The organism is Wolbachia endosymbiont (group A) of Colletes cunicularius (assembly GCF_964264715.1).
Classification (GTDB): Bacteria; Pseudomonadota; Alphaproteobacteria; order Rickettsiales; family Anaplasmataceae; genus Wolbachia.
In genome coordinates this window covers 204,189-222,189 of the sequence record NZ_OZ183471.1, presented here as the reverse complement: position 1 = coordinate 222,189, position 18,001 = coordinate 204,189, and the positions used below count along the sequence as shown (strand labels likewise).

The following is an 18,001-nucleotide window of genomic DNA, read 5'->3' as shown; positions in this document are numbered from 1 at the left end:
AATTATACTTTTTTCATGCACCCTATGGTTTTTATAATCAACGGAGAGTGATATGGTGGCTAGTTTAAAATTTTATACAGATTCAGGAAGAGGCACAGAAGCAATAGCAAACTTAAGTGATGCTAAAGTCATAGTTTATGAAGATGGCAATGATAATAAATATATCCTAGATGCTTCAAGTATTGCTGGTCTTACTAAAATAGATGATATCAGGCTAAGCAACCTAAAAGATGTAGTATTTAAATATCAGCTAAAAGGTGGTACTGAAACTACTACAACAGGTCTTGGCAATATTATAAGCGCATTATTTGCTACACAAAGCGTTCAAAATGGTAAAACAATTCTTGCAGAAGAAGTAGCAAAACAGCCTGTTGTTGAAGCCATATTTGATGCAACAGATGGCGGTAACAAAATCTCTGAAACCAAAATAGGTACTACTTTTGCTAGGAAAACTGACCTAGATAATAAAGCTGATGCTGATGGTACAAATTTAGATGATGCTAAAGTTACTGCTATTTTAGAAAAGCTTACAGACAAAGTTGTTAAAACTTCAGAACTTTCAGCAAAAACTGCAGCGAAAGATGTCGTGGATGCTATAACTGCTTCTTCTGATTTTACAAATAAGGTATATATTAAAGCTGCTCCAGCCGATGAAGTTTATACTAAAACTGCTGCTGATACTGCGTTTGTTAAAACTGATGGTTCCAATATTTCAACCCAAGCAGATAAAGGAAAAGCTTTAGCAGGTGCAATACTTGCTGTACAAGATGGCAACAAATCATTCCTTGTGGATAATTTAGGAGGATTTCTTAGTAGCTCAGACAAAGCAAAGTATGATGGTAGAAGTGACCAAACAGCAAAGGAGTTCTTAGTTGAAAAAGGGTTGAAACCAACGCCTCAAGAAGTAGCTACTGAACTTATGGATACTCCTAAATTCACACAAGCTGCTGTAATCAAGGCTAACGTGAATGATAAAGGATTTCAAGACGCCGTAAGAGGAGTAATGTCACACCCGCCACTTGAGATTCCAGACGCAGCAGATGTTCCAATTTCTGCGGATTGGTAATTCAGCGCTAGATCCAAGTAGTTACGCTACTTGGATAACACCTAACAACCCACAATGTCATTCCAGCGCGTGACGCTGGAATCCAGGAAAGTTTGCTTGTAAGCAAGCAAACTAGCATAGAAAGTGGTTGTTAAAACACAACGTTTTCGATGAGATTATATGGAAAACTAGATTCCAGCGTCACGCGCTGGAATGACACCATTTTCGGTCTCTTAAATTGCTTTAGCTACAAACATTAAGAAATTTACCAAACGAAAAAAAAGGCAAAAGAAGCCCCGTGGTTGGCTAATTACTTACATTATACTTTCAAGTATGGCGTTTTTTTATTCTAAACGCTGCAATTTAGCTGCTTTTAAATGCAACTAACCTAAATTATAAACGTTAAAAAATTTACTAAACAGAAAAAAAGGCAAAAAAAACTCTAGGGTAGCTAGTTATTCACTATCCATTTTTTAAGTTGGCGTTTTTTTATGTTTTAAATGCTTTATAAGCGCATTTCAGCTTATATTAGGTAAAAACCTAGAAATTTTATAAAGACATAAGGTGCACATAGTGCAAAAAATTAAACATGAGACGCCAGATACGTGAGTCTTTTTGTCATTTAATCTGTACAGAGAAGATAAATAAATAGCTTCAGTGTTTATGATAAGGGGGTTGGCGAGGTTTGTCAAGGAAGTTTTGCATTTAATCCTTTTTTATGGCTTAGGTGCCGGCCAGCTACTTGACTCCCGGCTTGGTCGAATTTGTATAGCTACATTGTCGGTAAATCTAAATTGCTTTAATAATTTTGATTGAAAAATAGTTTTTCTATTATATAAATGCTACTTTAGGGTAATCAAAATGGAAGACGATAAATATAGCCTAGGTTTAAGAGTTATCCATTGGTTGATGGCTGTTTTTATTATTGGTATGCTTTGCTCTGGACTTTATATGAAAAGCTTACCACTTAGCAATGAGATTAAGTTCAACATATACGCTATTCATAAGGCTTGCGGTATCACTATTCTTGGATTAATCATAGTACGCATATTTTTTCGCGTCTTTACTTATGTTCCACGACTTCCAGCAAATTTTTCTCGGTTTGTAATCAATGCAAGTAAAACAGTACACTTTGGTTTATATTCTTTAATGGTGCTAATGCCACTATCTGGCTATGTTATGTCTTCTGCTTCTGGCAAAAAGATCAAGTATTTTTTTCATGTCCCTTTGTTGATTAATCAAAACAAAGACCTAGCTAACACGGCTAATCAGCTACATTCGATGCTTGCATATTTTATGGTACTCTTTATAATCTTGCATATACTTGGCGCTTTGAAACACACATTTATAGATAAGCAAAACATTTTTAAACGTATGATATAGGTTATATGTTAAGTAGCCTCTGGAAAAAAGGAACAGATTTTCTTGGTAGTGAGTTTGCGATAATGGGTGGTGCTATGAGCTGGGTTTCAGAGAGAAACTTGGTTTCGGCAATCTCAAACGCTGGTGGTTTCGGTGTAATTGCATGTGGTGCAATGTTTCTAGACCTATTGAAAAAAGAAATCATAGAGACACAGAAATTAACTAACAAACCATTTGGTGTAAACCTAATTACTATGCACCCAAAGTTGAGTGAGTTGATAGATGTGTGTATTGAAACGAAAGTAAGCCATATAGTGCTTGCTGGCGGATTACCAACGAAGCCTAATATAGAAAAGATTAAGAGTGCAGGCATTAAAGTTATGTGCTTTGCACCAGCATTAAGCCTTGCGAAAAGGTTAGTAAAAATGGGAGTAGATGCGTTAATAATAGAGGGAATGGAAGCAGGCGGGCACATAGGGCCAGTTAGCACTTCTGTTCTCGCACAAGAGATATTGCCTCATTTTAAAAATGAACAAATACCAGTGTTTGTTGCAGGTGGAATAGGAAGAGGTGAAATGATAGTTAATTACTTAGAAATGGGGGCAAGTGGCTGTCAAATAGGTACATTATTTGTCTGCACTAATGAGTCAATTGCCCACAAAAATTTTAAGAAAGTGTTTACTAAATCAGCCGCACGTAATGCAATACCTTCTGTACAGATAAGTGCTGATTTTCCTGTAATTCCAGTAAGAGCTATAGCCAACAAAGCAAGTGATGATTTTATGAAGCATCAAAAAAAAGTTATTGATGAATACCAAAAGGGACAGATCTCAAAAGAAGATGGGCAGCTTGAAATAGAAAAGTTCTGGGCTGGAGCTTTAAGAAGAGCGGTAATTGATGGAGATGTTGAAACGGGATCTTTAATGGCCGGTCAAAGTGTTGGCATGGTTGATAGGGAAAAGCCTGTAAAAGAAGTGATAGACATATTAATTCAACAGGCAAATAATTATATTGATAGCAAATCTGTAGAAGTAGAAAACCCAGTAGTTAGCAAAGCAAATGGTTAGCAAGTTGCCATTAATTATCCATAATATGGCATAATTGCCCAGTTTTAATGTAAAATTAACGCTAAAGAGGTATCTATACATTTTATTATGTATGGAGAAATGTTATGCCTGTTTCACCTAATAAAATAGAAAATTCTACTGAATCTTGGAATGACGCAGATTGGAATTTGTTCAACATTATACGTAAAACAGTAAAAGAAGATCAAAAAGCTGTGCAAAAGACTGCCAGAGAATGCAAAAAGTTGTTTAAGGACGAAAAAGATCCTGCCGATCCTAATGTATTAATTCAATTAGAAGAAGTACTGATAACGCGAATTCTGGATTAAGGAAGGAAGAAAGTATAGGAAATAGAAGGCTTTGTGGATTTGATGGAATAGGAAATGAGAGTAGAAAAGATATGAACCAAAAAATTAACAGGGGATCTATGGCGAGTGTGTTCAATTTCTAGTCTATTTTTTAGGTAACCAAAAACAGTCTCAATGATAGACCTTTTTCTCAGTAAAATCTTCTCATTTAACGAAATCAATGTATTTTTCATACCTTTTTTCACCTTGGTAACAAGTTTCAAACCTCGGTCAAACAGCTTCTGAAAAAGCTCTTTTGCAATATAACCTTTGTCACCAAACAAAAGACCGATTAATTTTTCCGTCAGATTTGGCACAGGTATCCTATCATCAACATTGCCTTTTGTTAGCGTAAGTGCATGAATTTCAACATTTTCATTGATTACCATATGTAATTTGAAACCAAAAAACCAGCCGTAAGTGCTCTTGCTTAATTTTGCAATTCCAGCAAAAACTTTGTTTTTGGATATTCTTTTTGCATGACAAACTGCAATGGGAGTTGTGTCTATATATGAAATTCCAGTGTTTTCTGACTGTCCACAAAGCCAATGCAACAACATTGCTAAATGCCACAAAACCCTAGGCTTTAGAGCAACAAACCTGGTATATGAAGGTAACTTTGGAAACTCTGATTTGTAGAGCAACGTTAGGTAATGTAGATAGAAAGTTTTACACGGAGATTGTTGATATAGCAGGATTATTGTCATGATTTCGGAGTGCTCAATTTCCGTTGTTCTTGTGGGGTTTTTACCATTTGGCAGTAGTTTATCTGCAAAATTTTTCTCTATATCTCTGCAAAAATCATCGACCAAACAAAACAGTTTTGTTATATCTTCCATGGGTAACCTCATCTATTTTTTTATCACTGCTGAGTTTACCCTGTTTTCTTGCCTTTTCTATTCTCCTTTAATCCAGAATTCACGTTAATAGGAGCACTAAATGAGGGAAAAGTTAAAGCTTCCTGGGTAATTGAGGGCTACTGCAACAGCGAGATTTTTGATGCTTATGTAGAAAATATACTTGTTCCTATATTAAAACCTGGACAGACTATTGTTCTCGATAATGCAAGCTTTCATAAATCTGCAAGAACGAAAAATTTGATAGAAAATGTTGGGTGTAAAATTTTGTTCTTGCCGCCATACTCACCGGATTTAAATCCGATTGAGAAGTTCTGGTTTGCCATTAAGCATGCCATAAGAAAAGTGCTGCCAAGCTTTTGGCCCAATATTAATTCGGCTATTGATTTTGTCTTTCAGCTCTCGGGGAAATCTTACTTCGGTTAGCTATATAACTCACTTTCACGCAATATTGATCGTTCTTAAAAAGCAATCTAACATTTTTTATTCCTTGATTGCGAAGCTTTGATGCAGCTGATTTAGCAGCCTGAGCACTTTTAAAAAATGCAACATATCCCTTACTTTCTGCACTGTCTTGTTTTGGGTGACGTTTCTGCATTTCTTTTTCATATTGCTTTCTGTAATGAGGAGTATTTTGTATCAATTGTTCTGACATCTTTCTTAGGTATTGGACTTTTACCTTTGCAAGCCCTACTTTATGAAATCCTAAGACTTGAGCTGCTTTTTCTGATAAGTCTATTATTCTGCCTTCAATAAAAGGCCCTCTATCGTTAATCCTTACAACAAGCTTTCTTCCATTTTCTAAATTAGTGACAAGAGCAAAGCAGGGTAGGGGCAAAGTCTTATGCGCTGCAGAGATCAAGTGACGGTTAAACACTTCACCATTTGCTGTAAGCGTGCCATGATCTTCTATTCCATACCACGACGCTATCCCTATCTCTTCATAGTGTTTACAGTTTTTTGGATAATAAGTTATACCATTTATTGTGTAGCTGCTGCCAATTTTGTAATGACCTGCAGTGCAATTAAACCTGTTGCTAAAACTGCAACTACTCATCAAAACAAATATTAGACATAGGAAGGTTAGGTTTTTTATCATTGTATTCGGTAAGAGGGTTCGATACTATGAGGATTTTAAATTATACTATAATAAATTTAGTAATGAGTAAACATTTACTGCTAAATATGAACAAGACTCAAAAAGGAATAATACATATAATTGGTATAGGTGGAATCGGAATGAGTGCTATTGCTGAAATTCTTCACAATTCCAATTATAAAGTTCAAGGTAGTGATGCGCAATCAAATGACAATACAGATAGGTTACAAAAGCTAGGTATAAGAGTTTATATCGGTCACAGTGCTAATAACATTGGACAAGCTCAAGTGATTGTGCACTCTTCTGCAATAAAATCTGACAATGTGGAGTTGGTTCCAGCGAGAAGTAACAATAAAACTATTTTGCATAGGTCAGACATACTTACTGAAATTATGAAAGATAGGTGTGTAATAGCAGTTTCGGGTTCAAGTGGAAAGACGACAACAACAGCTATGATTGCTTCCATTTTTGATCATTCTGGCATTGATGCGACTGTAACTGTAGGAGGGATATTAAATTCCTATAAGAGCAACTTCAAACTTGGAGGGAGTGACACTTTTCTGATCGAGGCTGATGAGTCTGATGGAACTATGCTAAAAATCCCTGCAAAGATTGCTGTCATAACAAGTATCAACAATGACCACATAGATTATTACGGCACATTTGATAATATCAAAAATGCATTTTCCCAATTCGTGAATAATGCAGGTTCTGCAGTTTTACCTGATTCTGTAGACATCTATTATGATGCGAGTAATTCTATAACGTTTGGGTTTGAGAATGGTAGCATAAGAGCCAGCAACATCGAACAACATAGTAACAGCATGGAATTTGATGTGTTGATTGACAATAACCACAGAATAAAAAACGTAGTACTATCAAACACAATAGGAATGCATAAAGTCAGTAACGCACTAGCTGCAATATCAGTTGCGATAAAGCTCGGGATTAGCAATGCAGAGATTAAAAAAGGCCTTTTGGAATTTCAAGGAGTAGCAAGAAGATTCTCTTTGATTGCCAATATTAAAGGTGTTAAGTTAATTGAGGATTATGCCCATCATCCAAATGAAATATATGCAACTTTAACGGCTGCACGTTCGATTACTAAAGGAAAAGTAATAGGAATTATCGAACCACTTCGTTTTGCTCGCGTTCGTAATTTTTTTGGTGAATTCATAAGGATCTTTATGATGTTTGACTATGTAATCCTTACTCCTATTCATCCCCCAGAAGACAAGCCTATTCCTGGTTGTGGGATTGATGATATACAAAAAGCTTTAATCAGTAATGGGTTTAATGATGTAAAGATTATGAATGATGCTCTACTCATTTCACATTTTATTAGTGATTCGACAAGTCCAGGTGATATAGTATTGTTTATTGGTGCTGGTAGTAATATAGCTAAATTGGCAAAGGAAACTGCAGCACTTATTGCGGAAGTTAAGGTTTAATGCGATGAATAAGATAATCAACAACGTATTTGCAAGAGAAATTTTAGATAGCAGGGGTTACCCCACTGTTGAGGTGGAAATTGAACTCTGTGATGGAGCAATAGGTAGGGCCTCTGTACCTTCCGGAGCTTCAACTGGTAAATTAGAAGCCTTGGAACTCAGAGACCAAGATGAGAAAAGGTATTGTGGTAAAGGAGTGCTGAAAGCTGTTCAAGCTGTAAATGGAGTGATAGCAAATGAAATCATTGGCATGGATGCAACAAACCAAAGTGCAATTGATAAAGCATTAATTGAACTAGATGGAACAAAAAATAAATCTAAACTTGGAGCAAATGCAACTTTGGGTGTGTCTCTTGCGGTTGCAAAAGCAGCAGCAAACAGTTTCAAAATGCCGCTATATAGATATTTGGGAGGAGAGCAGATGCCGGTTCCACTCATTAACATAATTAATGGTGGAGTACATGCAGACAATAAGCTCGATTTCCAAGAATTCATGATTCTTCCGGTCGGTGCTGAGACTTTCAGTGAAGCAATCAGAATATCTGCGGAGGTGTTCCACAACTTACGTAGCATTCTTAAGAAAAAGGGTTATAGCACAAACGTAGGAGATGAAGGCGGTTTTGCACCAAATATTGAAAGTACTGAAGAAGCACTTGACTTGATCATATACGCTATAGAATCAGCAGGTTATTCAGCGCAAAGTGATTTTGCACTAGGTCTTGATGTTGCTTCATCTACTTTTTATGAAGATGGAATTTACAAATTTGAAAACAAAGAACTTACTTCGGAAGAATTGGCTGAATACTATTATAACCTTGTGGAAAAATATCCAATAATTTCTATAGAAGATGCAATGAGTGAAGATGACTATGAAGGTTGGAAATTACTTACTGCAAAATTGGGGAGTAAAATTCAATTGGTTGGGGATGATTTATTTGTTACAAATTGTGAACTAATAGGCAAAGGAATAGAAGAAAAAATGGCAAATGCTGTACTGATCAAGCCAAATCAAATAGGGACGTTAACAGAAACTTTTGCTGCTATTGAAATGGCAAAATCAAATGGCTATAAAGCTGTTATTTCTCATCGCTCAGGTGAAACAGAAGACACAACAATATCTCATATAGCAGTTGCATCAAATTGCGGGCAAATAAAAACCGGATCGCTATCGCGTTCTGATAGACTCGCAAAGTATAACGAGCTAATCAGAATAGAAAGCGCATTAGGAAAGGATGCTAAATATTATCGTGGGTTAGCATGGGTTTTATAGACGAAGTGAAATTGTGTTTAAAAGCCGGTGACGGTGGTGATGGCTGTGCAAGTTTTCGTCGAGAAAAGTTCGTTGAATTTGGTGGTCCAAATGGTGGTAATGGAGGAAAGGGTGGAAACATAGTTTTCATCAGCGACGCTAATCTCAACACTTTGCTTCATTTTCGTTATAGAAGACACATTAAAGCAGATAGTGGAAAAAACGGTGCAGGCAGGGATAGATCTGGCACAGCAGGGAAAGACGTCATACTTAGAGTTCCAGTCGGTGTACAAATAATTGATGAAGAAAGTGAAGAGATAATAGTAGACCTTGACAAGCCTGATATGGAATTTCAAGTAGCGCAGGGTGGAAAAGGTGGACTTGGAAATACTAATTTTAAATCTTCTACTAATAAGGCACCAAGACATTTTACTTACGGTCAGCCTGGCGAAGAAAAACATGTATTATTAAAACTAAAAGTTTTATCAGATGTTGGAATTATTGGCATGCCAAACGCAGGTAAATCAAAATTTTTGACTCGCTGCTCAAATTCCGATACAAAAGTAGGCGATTATCCATTTACCACCGTAAGACCCCACTTAGGTGTGACAAAAGTGGATGATAGCGAAGTTGTAATAGCAGATATTCCTGGAATAATCACCGATGCTCACCTTGGAGTTGGGCTCGGACATAAATTTTTAAAGCACATAGAAAGGTGTCAAATTTTACTTCATTTAATCGATGTAACTCATGATGACGTTGTTTCGTCTTATAGTTGTATCCATAATGAATTGGAACTTTACAATGGTGATCTTGTTGAAAAAGAAGAGATTGTAGTATTAAACAAATGTGACTTGCTGAGAGAAGCAGAAATTCTGGAAAAGAAGAATCACCTAGCCAATTATCTTAATAAAGAAGTGCTGTGCTTATCAATTAATGGTGATTTACAGCCTATTTTAAGATTATTAAGTGAAAAATTGAAAAAGAGTAATTCTAAGGAAATCGATGTATATGATCCTTTTAAGATGTGAATTTCATTTAGATAATTGATGTTTTTCATTTATTTTATCATATAACTAGAATATATGTGTACGAACGTTTGTTTTTGAAGGTGATTTGCACAGTAAATGGTCAGCGCGTGACGCACTGCCCAGTTCATGTTAGCTATAAATATTTAAGAAATTTACCAAGCAAAAAAAAGGCAAAAGAAGCCCCGTGGTTATTATCCGCTTTAAAATATTGGCGTTTTTTATGTTTTAAACGCTTGACAAGCGAGATTAAGCTGCTTTTAATTGCAACTATAGCTAACCGAAATAAGGTTTCCTCAAAGGAGTGTAAAAAGGTATAATACTGCTTTAATTAAGGTAGAATGATGGCAAAGCCATATAGTGAGGACCTGAGAGCCTGTCTTCAAACTAAGTAGAAAGGAGTTAAGAAGTGTGTTATAAGATATATTTTAAATGTACCCAAGCGATATAAGTGACAAAGAATGGAAGATAATAGAGCTATATTTTGAACCTAAAAAGACCGGTAGACCAAGAAAACATAGTATTAGAACAATTATTAACGCAATCCGCTATATGATGAGAACAGGATGTCAATGGAGACAACTGCCTAAAGATTTTCCACCATGGAAAACAGTGTATAGTTGTAATTAGCGATTGAAAAAAAGTGGAATATGGCAAGAGATTCATGATTTTCTAGTTAAAAAAGTAAGAGAGATAATTGGTAAGAATGAAACTCCATCAGTGGGAATAATAGATAGCCAATCAGTAAAAACTACTCAAAAAGGGGATCCAGAGGATATGATGCTGGCAAGAAAGTAAAGGGTAGAAAGCGCCACATCGTTGTAGATACTGTAGGTCTTGTAATTGCTGCTGAAGTACAAAGTGCAAGCATTCAGGATCTTGATGGTGCACTAAATCTTTTTGTTCAAGCCAAATGCAAAGCTCCAACATTACATAAGTTTTTTGCTGATCAAGGATACACAGGTAAATTGCAAAACCTCTGCTTATTGGAAACTGGATGTTTATTGACGATTACCAAGAAAATAGTTGATACAGGATTTCAGGTTATTCCCAAACGTTGGATTGTTGAGAGAACCTTTGCTTGGCTCTCCAATTTTAGACGTATGAGTAAGGATTATGAGCATTCTCCTCTCACTTCAAAAAATAACATCTTCTTTAATATGATCACTATTATGCTTCACAAATTAGCTCATTCTTGAGTTTGAAGACAGGCTCTAAAGGGTTAACTTCTGAAAACGTTGACTCAAAAATAATAGAAGAGGCGTTAAAATCTGTTAATCAGCAAGCAATAAGTAATGTTATAAATAATAATAAAGGTCCGCTGGACAATCTAGTCAATTATTTTAAATCAGCATCTGCAAATAAAAAAATTGGAATAGCTTCTACCGGAATAGTATTGGGAGTAGCATTTTCTCCGCTTATTGTGCTTGCTACATTAATAGCGCTTGTAGCTATTGGAGCGCGTTATGTAGGAATAGGTATAGGAAAGGCAGGGGAAAAAATAAAAGAAGGAGCAATTGATGCAGGAAGAGCAATAAAGAGTTCATATAAGGATTTAATAGATAAATTACCTGAGGTTCAAAGAAGAGAAAATAATTTTGAAAAGTTAATAAGCAATTTAATGGAAAAGAATCTTGAAGCTGATGAAGGAGAAAGAACAATGCTTAGTAATGAAATAAAAATAATAAAAATGCTTCAGAATCAAGAGCAACTAGCAGCCATAGGACAGTTAATTAGGGGAAGATAAGGCTGGTCTTTTGAACAATCTTATGAGCAAGGGTACTATAGCTAACCGAAGTAAGATTTCCCCGAGAGCTGAAAGACAAAATCAATAGCCGAATTAATATTGGGCCAAAAGCTTGGCAGCACTTTTCTTATGGCATGCTTAATGGCAAACCAGAACTTCTCAATCGGATTTAAATCCGGTGAGTATGGCGGCGAGAACAAAATTTTACACCCAACATTTTCTATCAAATTTTTCGTTCTTGCAGATTTATGAAAGCTTGCATTATCGAGAACAATAGTCTGTCCAGGTTTTAATATAGGAACAAGTATATTTTCTACATAAGCATCAAAAATCTCGCTGTTGCAGTAGCCCTCAATTACCCAGGAAGCTTTAACTTTTCCCTCATTTAGTGCTCCTATTATGCTTACCCTCTTTCTTTTAAACCCTGGTTTATCGGCAAATAACCTCTTGCCTTTTTGAGACCACCCATATTCATAAAATCTGTTGTCTTCTACTCCAGAGTCATCTATGAATATCAAGTTTTCTTTTTCTATTCCTTCTATTTTTTTTATGAACTCCTTGCGTTTCTCTTCATTCCTTTCCTGATAAAGAAAAGTTTTTTTTATATGTATAGTTTACTTTTTTAAGATAATTGTAGACTGTGCCTTTGCACATGTTGCCAAATTTTTCAATTATTTTTTCAACCGTAATATCTCGGTTTTCATCCAGAAATTTGACAAAGCCATCTAAGTATTTAATTTTATGACTATGTCCCTTTTGGTAGCCTGAAGACGGTTTTATACTTCCTGTTTCTTCTCTTCTTTTCCTCCACCAGTATATAGTTTTTCTATCAATTTTGAACATCTTGCTTACTTCTTCCATAGTCATTTTTTTCTCGTCAACCACTTTTAAAACTCGTTCCCTCAGGTCCTCACTATATGGCTTTGCCATCATTCTACCTTAATTAAAGCAGTATTATACCTTTTTACACTCCTTTGAGGAAACCTTATTTCGGTTAGCTATATCAAGCAGAGGTAGGTCTTTGTTGGATCATGAGCTACTGGAACGTACTCTATCTGAATATGCAGAAGGAAGAGAAGTTGCCAAAAGGCTAATGGAGCTCTTTAGTAGTTTAGGAAGGGTAATTAATGCTGACTTTCATGAACTAAAAAATGTTACAGGAATGAACGATGGAGCAATAGCAAGTACCTTTTGTCTGAAAGAGATTTTTGATAGGATATTGAAAGGTAAGTTAAAAAAGCTGTCAATTCTTGATAACAGAGAAGAGCTAATAAAATACTTTAGAGCAGCAATAGGGCAGTCAAGAAAGGAAAGCTTACGAGTGATATACTTAGATAGAAGCTTACTATTACCCACAAGTATAGAATGAATGAGCAAGTCTCCATCCTTCTGCTAAATCAAAGAGACGTTTCCATCCCTTCCACAAAGCTATAGGGCCTGGTTCTAAGTCATTTTTGCGAGCTAAAAACCCTCCTAACTTGGCCACCCACCTCACAATTTCTCTTATAGGTGGTGGAGTCTCAGGATAGTTTTTTGTCTTAAGCATTTTGGTATATAAAACCTTCCATTCGTCATCAGTCAGTATGACAGTGCAAGAAAGATTCGGATTTGTTCTAGCTACCAATGTGATAAAAAATATTCTCCATGCAATTATACTCATAATTGTAAGAAAGCGGATCAATCTATCTGCTGTTTGGAGCCTACATTCTTCAACTTTAAGACCGGATTTCAAAATTTTATGAAAAACCTCTATTCTCCATCTTAAGCAATACCATTGTATTTTTTCTACTGCTTCTTCAAAATTATTAATATTTATATTTGTTAACAAAATCCAGTTCATGGGCTCTTCGCCAAATGGGGGATATTTTTCTATAACATAGACAGCATTTAAATTTAAATTAGGAAGTTTTTGCGTTTTACGTCTAGCGTTGTTTTTTGATGCATTCATCACAAAGTTACTAAACTTTACTTCTAAAACTGTTGTTCTTTGAGGTTTGTTATCGCAAGCAGGAATACTCACTTGTATTTCTCCTTGGCAAGACATGCGATTCATCAAATCCCACAATCTTTCACCACCTTTTTCAGAATAAGTCGACTTCTTGTTTACTGTTCTGTTTTGATTTCCTCTTACTACAAAAAGAGATTGATTAGTGGAAGCAACTTCAAATAAATCATAAATATCTGCTTCTCTATCACAAACGGTAACTACCTTAACATCCTTTAATCCAGGATGTTTAGTAGAGTCTTTAAGTGATGCTATCCACCGTATGCTTTCTTTCTCTTCTATGGGAAGAGCAGTATTATGGCTTCTTCTTTTCAACTCCTTTAGGTCTTCAGCTAAGGGAGGTCTAGTACTAATTTTTTGATCCAATAATCCTATAGGTAGTCCTTCTGTTGTAACTGCAAACGTTGTATGCATCACTAATCCATGGGTTTTAAAATTAGTTGTTTTATAGCTAACCGAAATAAGGTTTCCTCAAAGGAGTGTAAAAAGGTATAATACTGCTTTAATTAAGGTAGAATGATGGCAAAGCCATATAGTGAGGACCTGAGAGCCTGTCTTCAAACTCAAGAATGAGCTAATTTGTGAAGCATAATAGTGATCATATTAAAGAAGATGTTGTTTTTTGAAGTGAGAGGAGAATGCTCATAATCCTTACTCATACGTCTAAAATTGGAGAGCCAAGCAAAGGTTCTCTCAACAATCCAACGTTTGGGAATAACCTGAAATCCTGTATCAACTATTTTCTTGGTAATCGTCAATAAACATCCAGTTTCCAATAAGCAGAGGTTTTGCAATTTACCTGTGTATCCTTGATCAGCAAAAAACTTATGTAATGTTGGAGCTTTGCATTTGGCTTGAACAAAAAGATTTAGTGCACCATCACGATCCTGAATGCTTGCACTTTGTACTTCAGCAGCAATTACAAGACCTACAGTATCTACAACGATGTGGCGCTTTCTACCCTTTACTTTCTTGCCAGCATCATATCCTCTGGATCCCCTTTTTGAGTAGTTTTTACTGATTGGCTATCTATTATTCCCACTGATGGAGTTTCATTCTTACCAATTATCTCTCTTACTTTTTTAACTAGAAAATCATGAATCTCTTGCCATATTCCACTTTTTTTCAATCGCTAATTACAACTATACACTGTTTTCCATGGTGGAAAATCTTTAGGCAGTTGTCTCCATTGACATCCTGTTCTCATCATATAGCGGATTGCGTTAATAATTGTTCTAATACTATGTTTTCTTGGTCTACCGGTCTTTTTAGGTTCAAAATATAGCTCTATTATCTTCCATTCTTTGTCACTTATATCGCTTGGGTACATTTAAAATATATCTTATAACACACTTCTTAACTCCTTTCTACTTAGTTTGAAGACAGGCTCTAAAAGGAGAAAAAGCTGCTATCTTACTAATTCAACTTTCTATTATAAATAGATCTATGGTCTAAAAATGGAATATATGATGAAAAGAACTATAAATACCTCAACTGGCGAATGGGCAGAAAGTGAATTTGGAATTGTTAATTTTGGTGATATAAGATTAAGTAAAAGGCTTCTAAAAATAGTTAATAGTTTTGCTGAATCGCCTGAGTGTTCAATAAATCAAGCTTGTGAAGATTGGCATCAAAGTAAAGCAGCTTATAGATTTTTCCAAAAAGATGCCATTTCTGAAAGAAAGATATTAGACAGTCATATAATTAAAAATGTTGAAAGAGCTAAAGAATACTCAACTATCTTAGCTATCCAGGACACGAGTTATATTTCATATAAAAATCATAAAAAGACCGAAGGATTAGGGATTATAGCAGCAAGATTAACATCTAAAACAACTAATTTTAAAACCCATGGATTAGTGATGCATACAACGTTTGCAGTTACAACAGAAGGACTACCTATAGGATTATTGGATCAAAAAATTAGTACTAGACCTCCCTTAGCTGAAGACCTAAAGGAGTTGAAAAGAAGAAGCCATAATACTGCTCTTCCCATAGAAGAGAAAGAAAGCATACGGTGGATAGCATCACTTAAAGACTCTACTAAACATCCTGGATTAAAGGATGTTAAGGTAGTTACCGTTTGTGATAGAGAAGCAGATATTTATGATTTATTTGAAGTTGCTTCCACTAATCAATCTCTTTTTGTAGTAAGAGCCTGTCTTCAAACTAAGTAGAAAGGAGTTAAGAAGTGTGTTATAAGATATATTTTAAATGTACCCAAGCGATATAAGTGACAAAGAATGGAAGATAATAGAGCTATATTTTGAACCTAAAAAGACCGGCAGACCAAGAAAACATAGTATTAGAACAATTATTAACGCAATCCGCTATATGATGAGAACAGGATGTCAATGGAGACAACTGCCTAAAGATTTTCCACCATGGAAAACAGTGTATAGTTGTAATTAGCGATTGAAAAAAAGTGGAATATGGCAAGAGATTCATGATTTTCTAGTTAAAAAAGTAAGAGAGATAATTGGTAAGAATGAAACTCCATCAGTGGGAATAATAGATAGCCAATCAGTAAAAACTACTCAAAAAGGGGATCCAGAGGATATGATGCTGGCAAGAAAGTAAAGGGTAGAAAGCGCCACATCGTTGTAGATACTGTAGGTCTTGTAATTGCTGCTGAAGTACAAAGTGCAAGCATTCAGGATCTTGATGGTGCACTAAATCTTTTTGTTCAAGCCAAATGCAAAGCTCCAACATTACATAAGTTTTTTGCTGATCAAGGATACACAGGTAAATTGCAAAACCTCTGCTTATTGGAAACTGGATGTTTATTGACGATTACCAAGAAAATAGTTGATACAGGATTTCAGGTTATTCCCAAACGTTGGATTGTTGAGAGAACCTTTGCTTGGCTCTCCAATTTTAGACGTATGAGTAAGGATTATGAGCATTCTCCTCTCACTTCAAAAAACAACATCTTCTTTAATATGATCACTATTATGCTTCACAAATTAGCTCATTCTTGAGTTTGAAGACAGGATCTAACAGCTTCTAATTTGAATCCTGCTGTATATTCCCTTCTATTTGCCATATTTTGAAAAAACGTTTTATTTTACTCCAAAAACGTCTTAACTTTCTCTCTACTTTTTCTGGGTAAGGTCACACTTGACTACTTGGATCTAGTATGATTTAATTAACCAAGAAGTAGACATGAAAAAATTATGTAGTGAACCAGTTTGCATGATGCTAAGAAGGAAAATATGGATAGAAAAACGAGAATAGAATCAGACAGCTTAGGGGAAGTAAAAGTACCAAGTGAACATTACTGGGGAGCGCAGACTCAACGTTCTTTAGAAAATTTTAAGATTGGCACAGAAAAAATGCCAGAGCCTCTGATTAAAGCATTAGCAATAGTAAAACTTGCAGCAGCACGTGTTAACATGAAGCAGGGTAGCATAGATAATAAGGTAGGGGACGCAATCTGCGCAGCCGCAAGGGAAGTAATAGATGGCAAATTTAATAATGAATTTCCGCTTGTTGTTTGGCAAACCGGATCCGGAACGCAGACTAATATGAATATGAATGAAGTGATCAGCAATCGCGCAATAGAGATTTTAGGTGGTAATTTGGGTAGTAAATCTCCGATACATCCAAACGACCATGTGAATTATGGTCAGTCATCAAATGACACCTTTCCAACAGCAATGCATATAGCAGCAGCAGAGCAAATAGACTGCTTGCTTATTCCAAATCTTGAAAAATTGCATAAGGTGCTGGATAATAAGGTTCAGGAATTTAAAAATATAATAAAAGTAGGACGTACTCACTTACAAGATGCAACGCCCCTAACACTGGGACAGGAGTTTTCTGGCTATGCAGCCCAGATTAAAAAGGGGATAGAGAGAGTAAAATCAACTTTAAGTGGTATATACGAGCTTGCACAAGGTGGCACTGCGGTTGGCACAGGACTCAATACTAAAAAGGGTTTTGCTGAAGATTTTTCAAGCAAAGTTGCAGAAATTACTAATCTTCCATTTACTTCAGCAGGCAATAAATTTGAAGCGCTAGCAGCAAACGATGCTTTAGTTGAGCTCAGTGGAACACTCAATACAGTAGCAGTCAGTTTAATGAAAATTGCAAATGATATAAGGTTGCTTGGTTCTGGTCCAAGATGCGGAATTGGGGAAATAATGTTACCGGAAAATGAGCCTGGTTCTTCAATTATGCCAGGTAAAGTGAATCCAACTCAGTGTGAAGCAGTAACTATGGTGTGCACTCAAGTTATGGGAAATCATGTTGCTGTGACCATTAGTGGTTCAAACGGTCATTTTGAATTGAATGTGTTTAAGCCAGTGATAATTTACAATGTTTTGCAGTCTATAAGACTTTTAGCTGATGCAAGTTTAAATTTTACAGAAAAATGTGTAGTTGGTATTAAGGCAAATGAAGAGAGAATAAAAGATTTACTGAATCAGTCGTTAATGTTGGTCACTATATTAAATACGCATATAGGTTATGACAATGCAGCAAAAATAGCGAAGCTTGCTTATAAAGAAAATATCACTCTAAAAGAAGCAGCAGCAAAACTTCAACTGCTCACTGAGGAGGAGTTTGAAAGGATAGTGAAACCAGAAGAAATGGTGAATTATTTGTAACCGTTGGGAGTGTTAAATAAACCATACGCGTCAAGTTAAGGAAAAATGAGCAAATTTAGTGCACTCAAAGTTGATATTCTTGTTTTTCTATATTTGTCTTTTAAACGTGAATTCTGGATTAAAGGAGAATAGAAAAG

At 35.7% G+C, this 18,001-nt stretch carries 24 protein-coding genes and 2 pseudogenes; 18 read left to right on the top strand and 8 right to left on the bottom strand.

Annotated elements, in window-relative coordinates; all coding sequences use genetic code 11:
* Positions 1-52 precede the first annotated feature (52 nt).
* From ACFELZ_RS01230 to ACFELZ_RS01215, 4 genes are all read left to right on the top strand, one after another.
* Complete coding sequence (locus ACFELZ_RS01230) at positions 53-1,066, top strand: hypothetical protein (protein WP_375316327.1); 1,014 nt, start codon at positions 53-55, stop codon at positions 1,064-1,066.
* Positions 1,067-1,906: 840 nt separating this feature from the next.
* On the top strand, positions 1,907-2,428 hold the full coding sequence (locus ACFELZ_RS01225) for a cytochrome b (protein ID WP_375316326.1): 522 nt from the start codon (positions 1,907-1,909) through the stop codon (positions 2,426-2,428).
* 5 nt (positions 2,429-2,433) lie between these two features.
* Positions 2,434-3,474 carry an NAD(P)H-dependent flavin oxidoreductase gene (locus tag ACFELZ_RS01220; protein WP_375316325.1) on the top strand — a complete coding sequence of 347 codons (1,041 nt, stop codon included), beginning with the start codon at positions 2,434-2,436 and terminating at the stop codon, positions 3,472-3,474.
* Positions 3,475-3,578: 104 nt separating this feature from the next.
* Positions 3,579-3,800: a hypothetical protein gene (locus ACFELZ_RS01215; RefSeq protein ID WP_375316324.1), complete on the top strand. Its 222-nt coding sequence runs from the start codon at positions 3,579-3,581 to the stop codon at positions 3,798-3,800.
* Here the strand turns inward: ACFELZ_RS01215 and ACFELZ_RS01210 are convergent.
* Entirely contained in the window at positions 3,797-4,657 is an 861-nt protein-coding gene (locus ACFELZ_RS01210; RefSeq protein ID WP_375315786.1) for an IS982 family transposase, read from the bottom strand. The genes ACFELZ_RS01215 and ACFELZ_RS01210 overlap by 4 nt on opposite strands.
* 48 nt (positions 4,658-4,705) lie before the next feature.
* On the opposite strand from ACFELZ_RS01210, the gene ACFELZ_RS01205 reads away from it, so the two are divergent.
* Complete coding sequence (locus ACFELZ_RS01205) at positions 4,706-5,101, top strand: transposase (protein ID WP_375316212.1); 396 nt, start codon at positions 4,706-4,708, stop codon at positions 5,099-5,101.
* Here the strand turns inward: ACFELZ_RS01205 and ACFELZ_RS01200 are convergent.
* Positions 5,055-5,774, bottom strand: a complete 720-nt coding sequence (locus ACFELZ_RS01200) for a septal ring lytic transglycosylase RlpA family protein (protein WP_375316323.1) — start codon at positions 5,772-5,774, stop codon at positions 5,055-5,057. The genes ACFELZ_RS01205 and ACFELZ_RS01200 overlap by 47 nt on opposite strands.
* Positions 5,775-5,800: 26 nt before the next feature.
* On the opposite strand from ACFELZ_RS01200, the gene murC reads away from it, so the two are divergent.
* The 7 genes from murC (at position 5,801) to ACFELZ_RS01165 (ending at position 11,249) form a co-directional block, all read left to right on the top strand.
* Positions 5,801-7,225 (top strand): UDP-N-acetylmuramate--L-alanine ligase, encoded by a 1,425-nt coding sequence (murC, locus tag ACFELZ_RS01195; protein ID WP_375316322.1) that lies wholly within the window; start codon positions 5,801-5,803, stop codon positions 7,223-7,225.
* A gap of 4 nt (positions 7,226-7,229) precedes the next feature.
* Entirely contained in the window at positions 7,230-8,495 is a 1,266-nt protein-coding gene (eno, locus tag ACFELZ_RS01190; RefSeq protein ID WP_375316321.1) for a phosphopyruvate hydratase, read from the top strand.
* Positions 8,483-9,505 (top strand): Obg family GTPase CgtA, encoded by a 1,023-nt coding sequence (cgtA, locus tag ACFELZ_RS01185; RefSeq protein WP_375316320.1) that lies wholly within the window; start codon positions 8,483-8,485, stop codon positions 9,503-9,505. The genes eno and cgtA overlap by 13 nt, the downstream gene beginning before the upstream one ends.
* A 429-nt stretch (positions 9,506-9,934) precedes the next feature.
* Entirely contained in the window at positions 9,935-10,132 is a 198-nt protein-coding gene (locus ACFELZ_RS01180) for a transposase (RefSeq protein ID WP_375315805.1), read from the top strand.
* Positions 10,133-10,135: 3 nt separating this feature from the next.
* On the top strand, positions 10,136-10,300 hold the full coding sequence (locus ACFELZ_RS01175) for a hypothetical protein (protein ID WP_375315781.1): 165 nt from the start codon (positions 10,136-10,138) through the stop codon (positions 10,298-10,300).
* Positions 10,243-10,701 (top strand): transposase, encoded by a 459-nt coding sequence (locus tag ACFELZ_RS01170; RefSeq protein WP_375316627.1) that lies wholly within the window; start codon positions 10,243-10,245, stop codon positions 10,699-10,701. Before ACFELZ_RS01175 ends, ACFELZ_RS01170 begins: the two co-directional genes overlap by 58 nt.
* A gap of 2 nt (positions 10,702-10,703) precedes the next feature.
* Entirely contained in the window at positions 10,704-11,249 is a 546-nt protein-coding gene (locus tag ACFELZ_RS01165) for a hypothetical protein (protein ID WP_375316319.1), read from the top strand.
* Positions 11,250-11,290: 41 nt separating this feature from the next.
* On the opposite strand, the gene ACFELZ_RS01160 is transcribed toward ACFELZ_RS01165, so the two are convergent.
* Together ACFELZ_RS01160 and ACFELZ_RS01155 are read right to left on the bottom strand one after the other, a co-directional pair.
* Complete coding sequence (locus ACFELZ_RS01160; protein WP_375316670.1) at positions 11,291-11,800, bottom strand: IS630 family transposase; 510 nt, start codon at positions 11,798-11,800, stop codon at positions 11,291-11,293.
* A gap of 19 nt (positions 11,801-11,819) precedes the next feature.
* Complete coding sequence (locus tag ACFELZ_RS01155; RefSeq protein ID WP_375315796.1) at positions 11,820-12,182, bottom strand: helix-turn-helix domain-containing protein; 363 nt, start codon at positions 12,180-12,182, stop codon at positions 11,820-11,822.
* Positions 12,183-12,273: 91 nt separating this feature from the next.
* Between ACFELZ_RS01155 and ACFELZ_RS01150 the strand changes: the two genes are divergently transcribed.
* On the top strand, positions 12,274-12,618 hold the full coding sequence (locus ACFELZ_RS01150) for a hypothetical protein (RefSeq protein WP_375316318.1): 345 nt from the start codon (positions 12,274-12,276) through the stop codon (positions 12,616-12,618).
* Here ACFELZ_RS01150 and ACFELZ_RS01145 read toward each other — a convergent pair.
* The 4 genes and pseudogenes from ACFELZ_RS01145 to ACFELZ_RS01130 form a co-directional block, all read right to left on the bottom strand.
* Positions 12,598-13,710 (bottom strand): annotated as a pseudogene (locus ACFELZ_RS01145) (IS4 family transposase); the annotation flags it as partial. The gene ACFELZ_RS01150 and the pseudogene ACFELZ_RS01145 sit on opposite strands and share 21 nt — an antisense overlap.
* A gap of 107 nt (positions 13,711-13,817) precedes the next feature.
* Positions 13,818-14,201 carry a transposase gene (locus ACFELZ_RS01140; RefSeq protein WP_375316619.1) on the bottom strand — a complete coding sequence of 128 codons (384 nt, stop codon included), beginning with the start codon at positions 14,199-14,201 and terminating at the stop codon, positions 13,818-13,820.
* A 17-nt stretch (positions 14,202-14,218) separates the two neighbouring features.
* A complete protein-coding gene (locus ACFELZ_RS01135) occupies positions 14,219-14,383 on the bottom strand; it encodes a hypothetical protein (RefSeq protein ID WP_375315781.1) in 165 nt (54 codons plus the stop codon).
* A 3-nt stretch (positions 14,384-14,386) separates the two neighbouring features.
* The gene (locus ACFELZ_RS01130) at positions 14,387-14,584 is read right to left on the bottom strand and encodes a transposase (RefSeq protein WP_375315805.1); all 198 of its coding nucleotides are present in this window, start codon (positions 14,582-14,584) and stop codon (positions 14,387-14,389) included.
* Positions 14,585-14,720: 136 nt separating this feature from the next.
* Here ACFELZ_RS01130 and ACFELZ_RS01125 point away from each other — a divergent pair.
* The 5 genes and pseudogenes from ACFELZ_RS01125 to fumC all read left to right on the top strand — a co-directional run.
* Positions 14,721-15,413 (top strand): annotated as a pseudogene (locus tag ACFELZ_RS01125) (IS4 family transposase); the annotation flags it as partial.
* Between the two features lie 55 nt (positions 15,414-15,468).
* Positions 15,469-15,666: a transposase gene (locus ACFELZ_RS01120; protein WP_375315805.1), complete on the top strand. Its 198-nt coding sequence runs from the start codon at positions 15,469-15,471 to the stop codon at positions 15,664-15,666.
* Positions 15,667-15,669: 3 nt separating this feature from the next.
* Positions 15,670-15,834, top strand: a complete 165-nt coding sequence (locus ACFELZ_RS01115) for a hypothetical protein (RefSeq protein WP_375315781.1) — start codon at positions 15,670-15,672, stop codon at positions 15,832-15,834.
* Entirely contained in the window at positions 15,777-16,235 is a 459-nt protein-coding gene (locus ACFELZ_RS01110) for a transposase (RefSeq protein ID WP_375316627.1), read from the top strand. Before ACFELZ_RS01115 ends, ACFELZ_RS01110 begins: the two co-directional genes overlap by 58 nt.
* 234 nt (positions 16,236-16,469) lie before the next feature.
* Entirely contained in the window at positions 16,470-17,864 is a 1,395-nt protein-coding gene (fumC, locus tag ACFELZ_RS01105; protein WP_375316735.1) for a class II fumarate hydratase, read from the top strand.
* Positions 17,865-18,001: the final 137 nt, after the last annotated feature.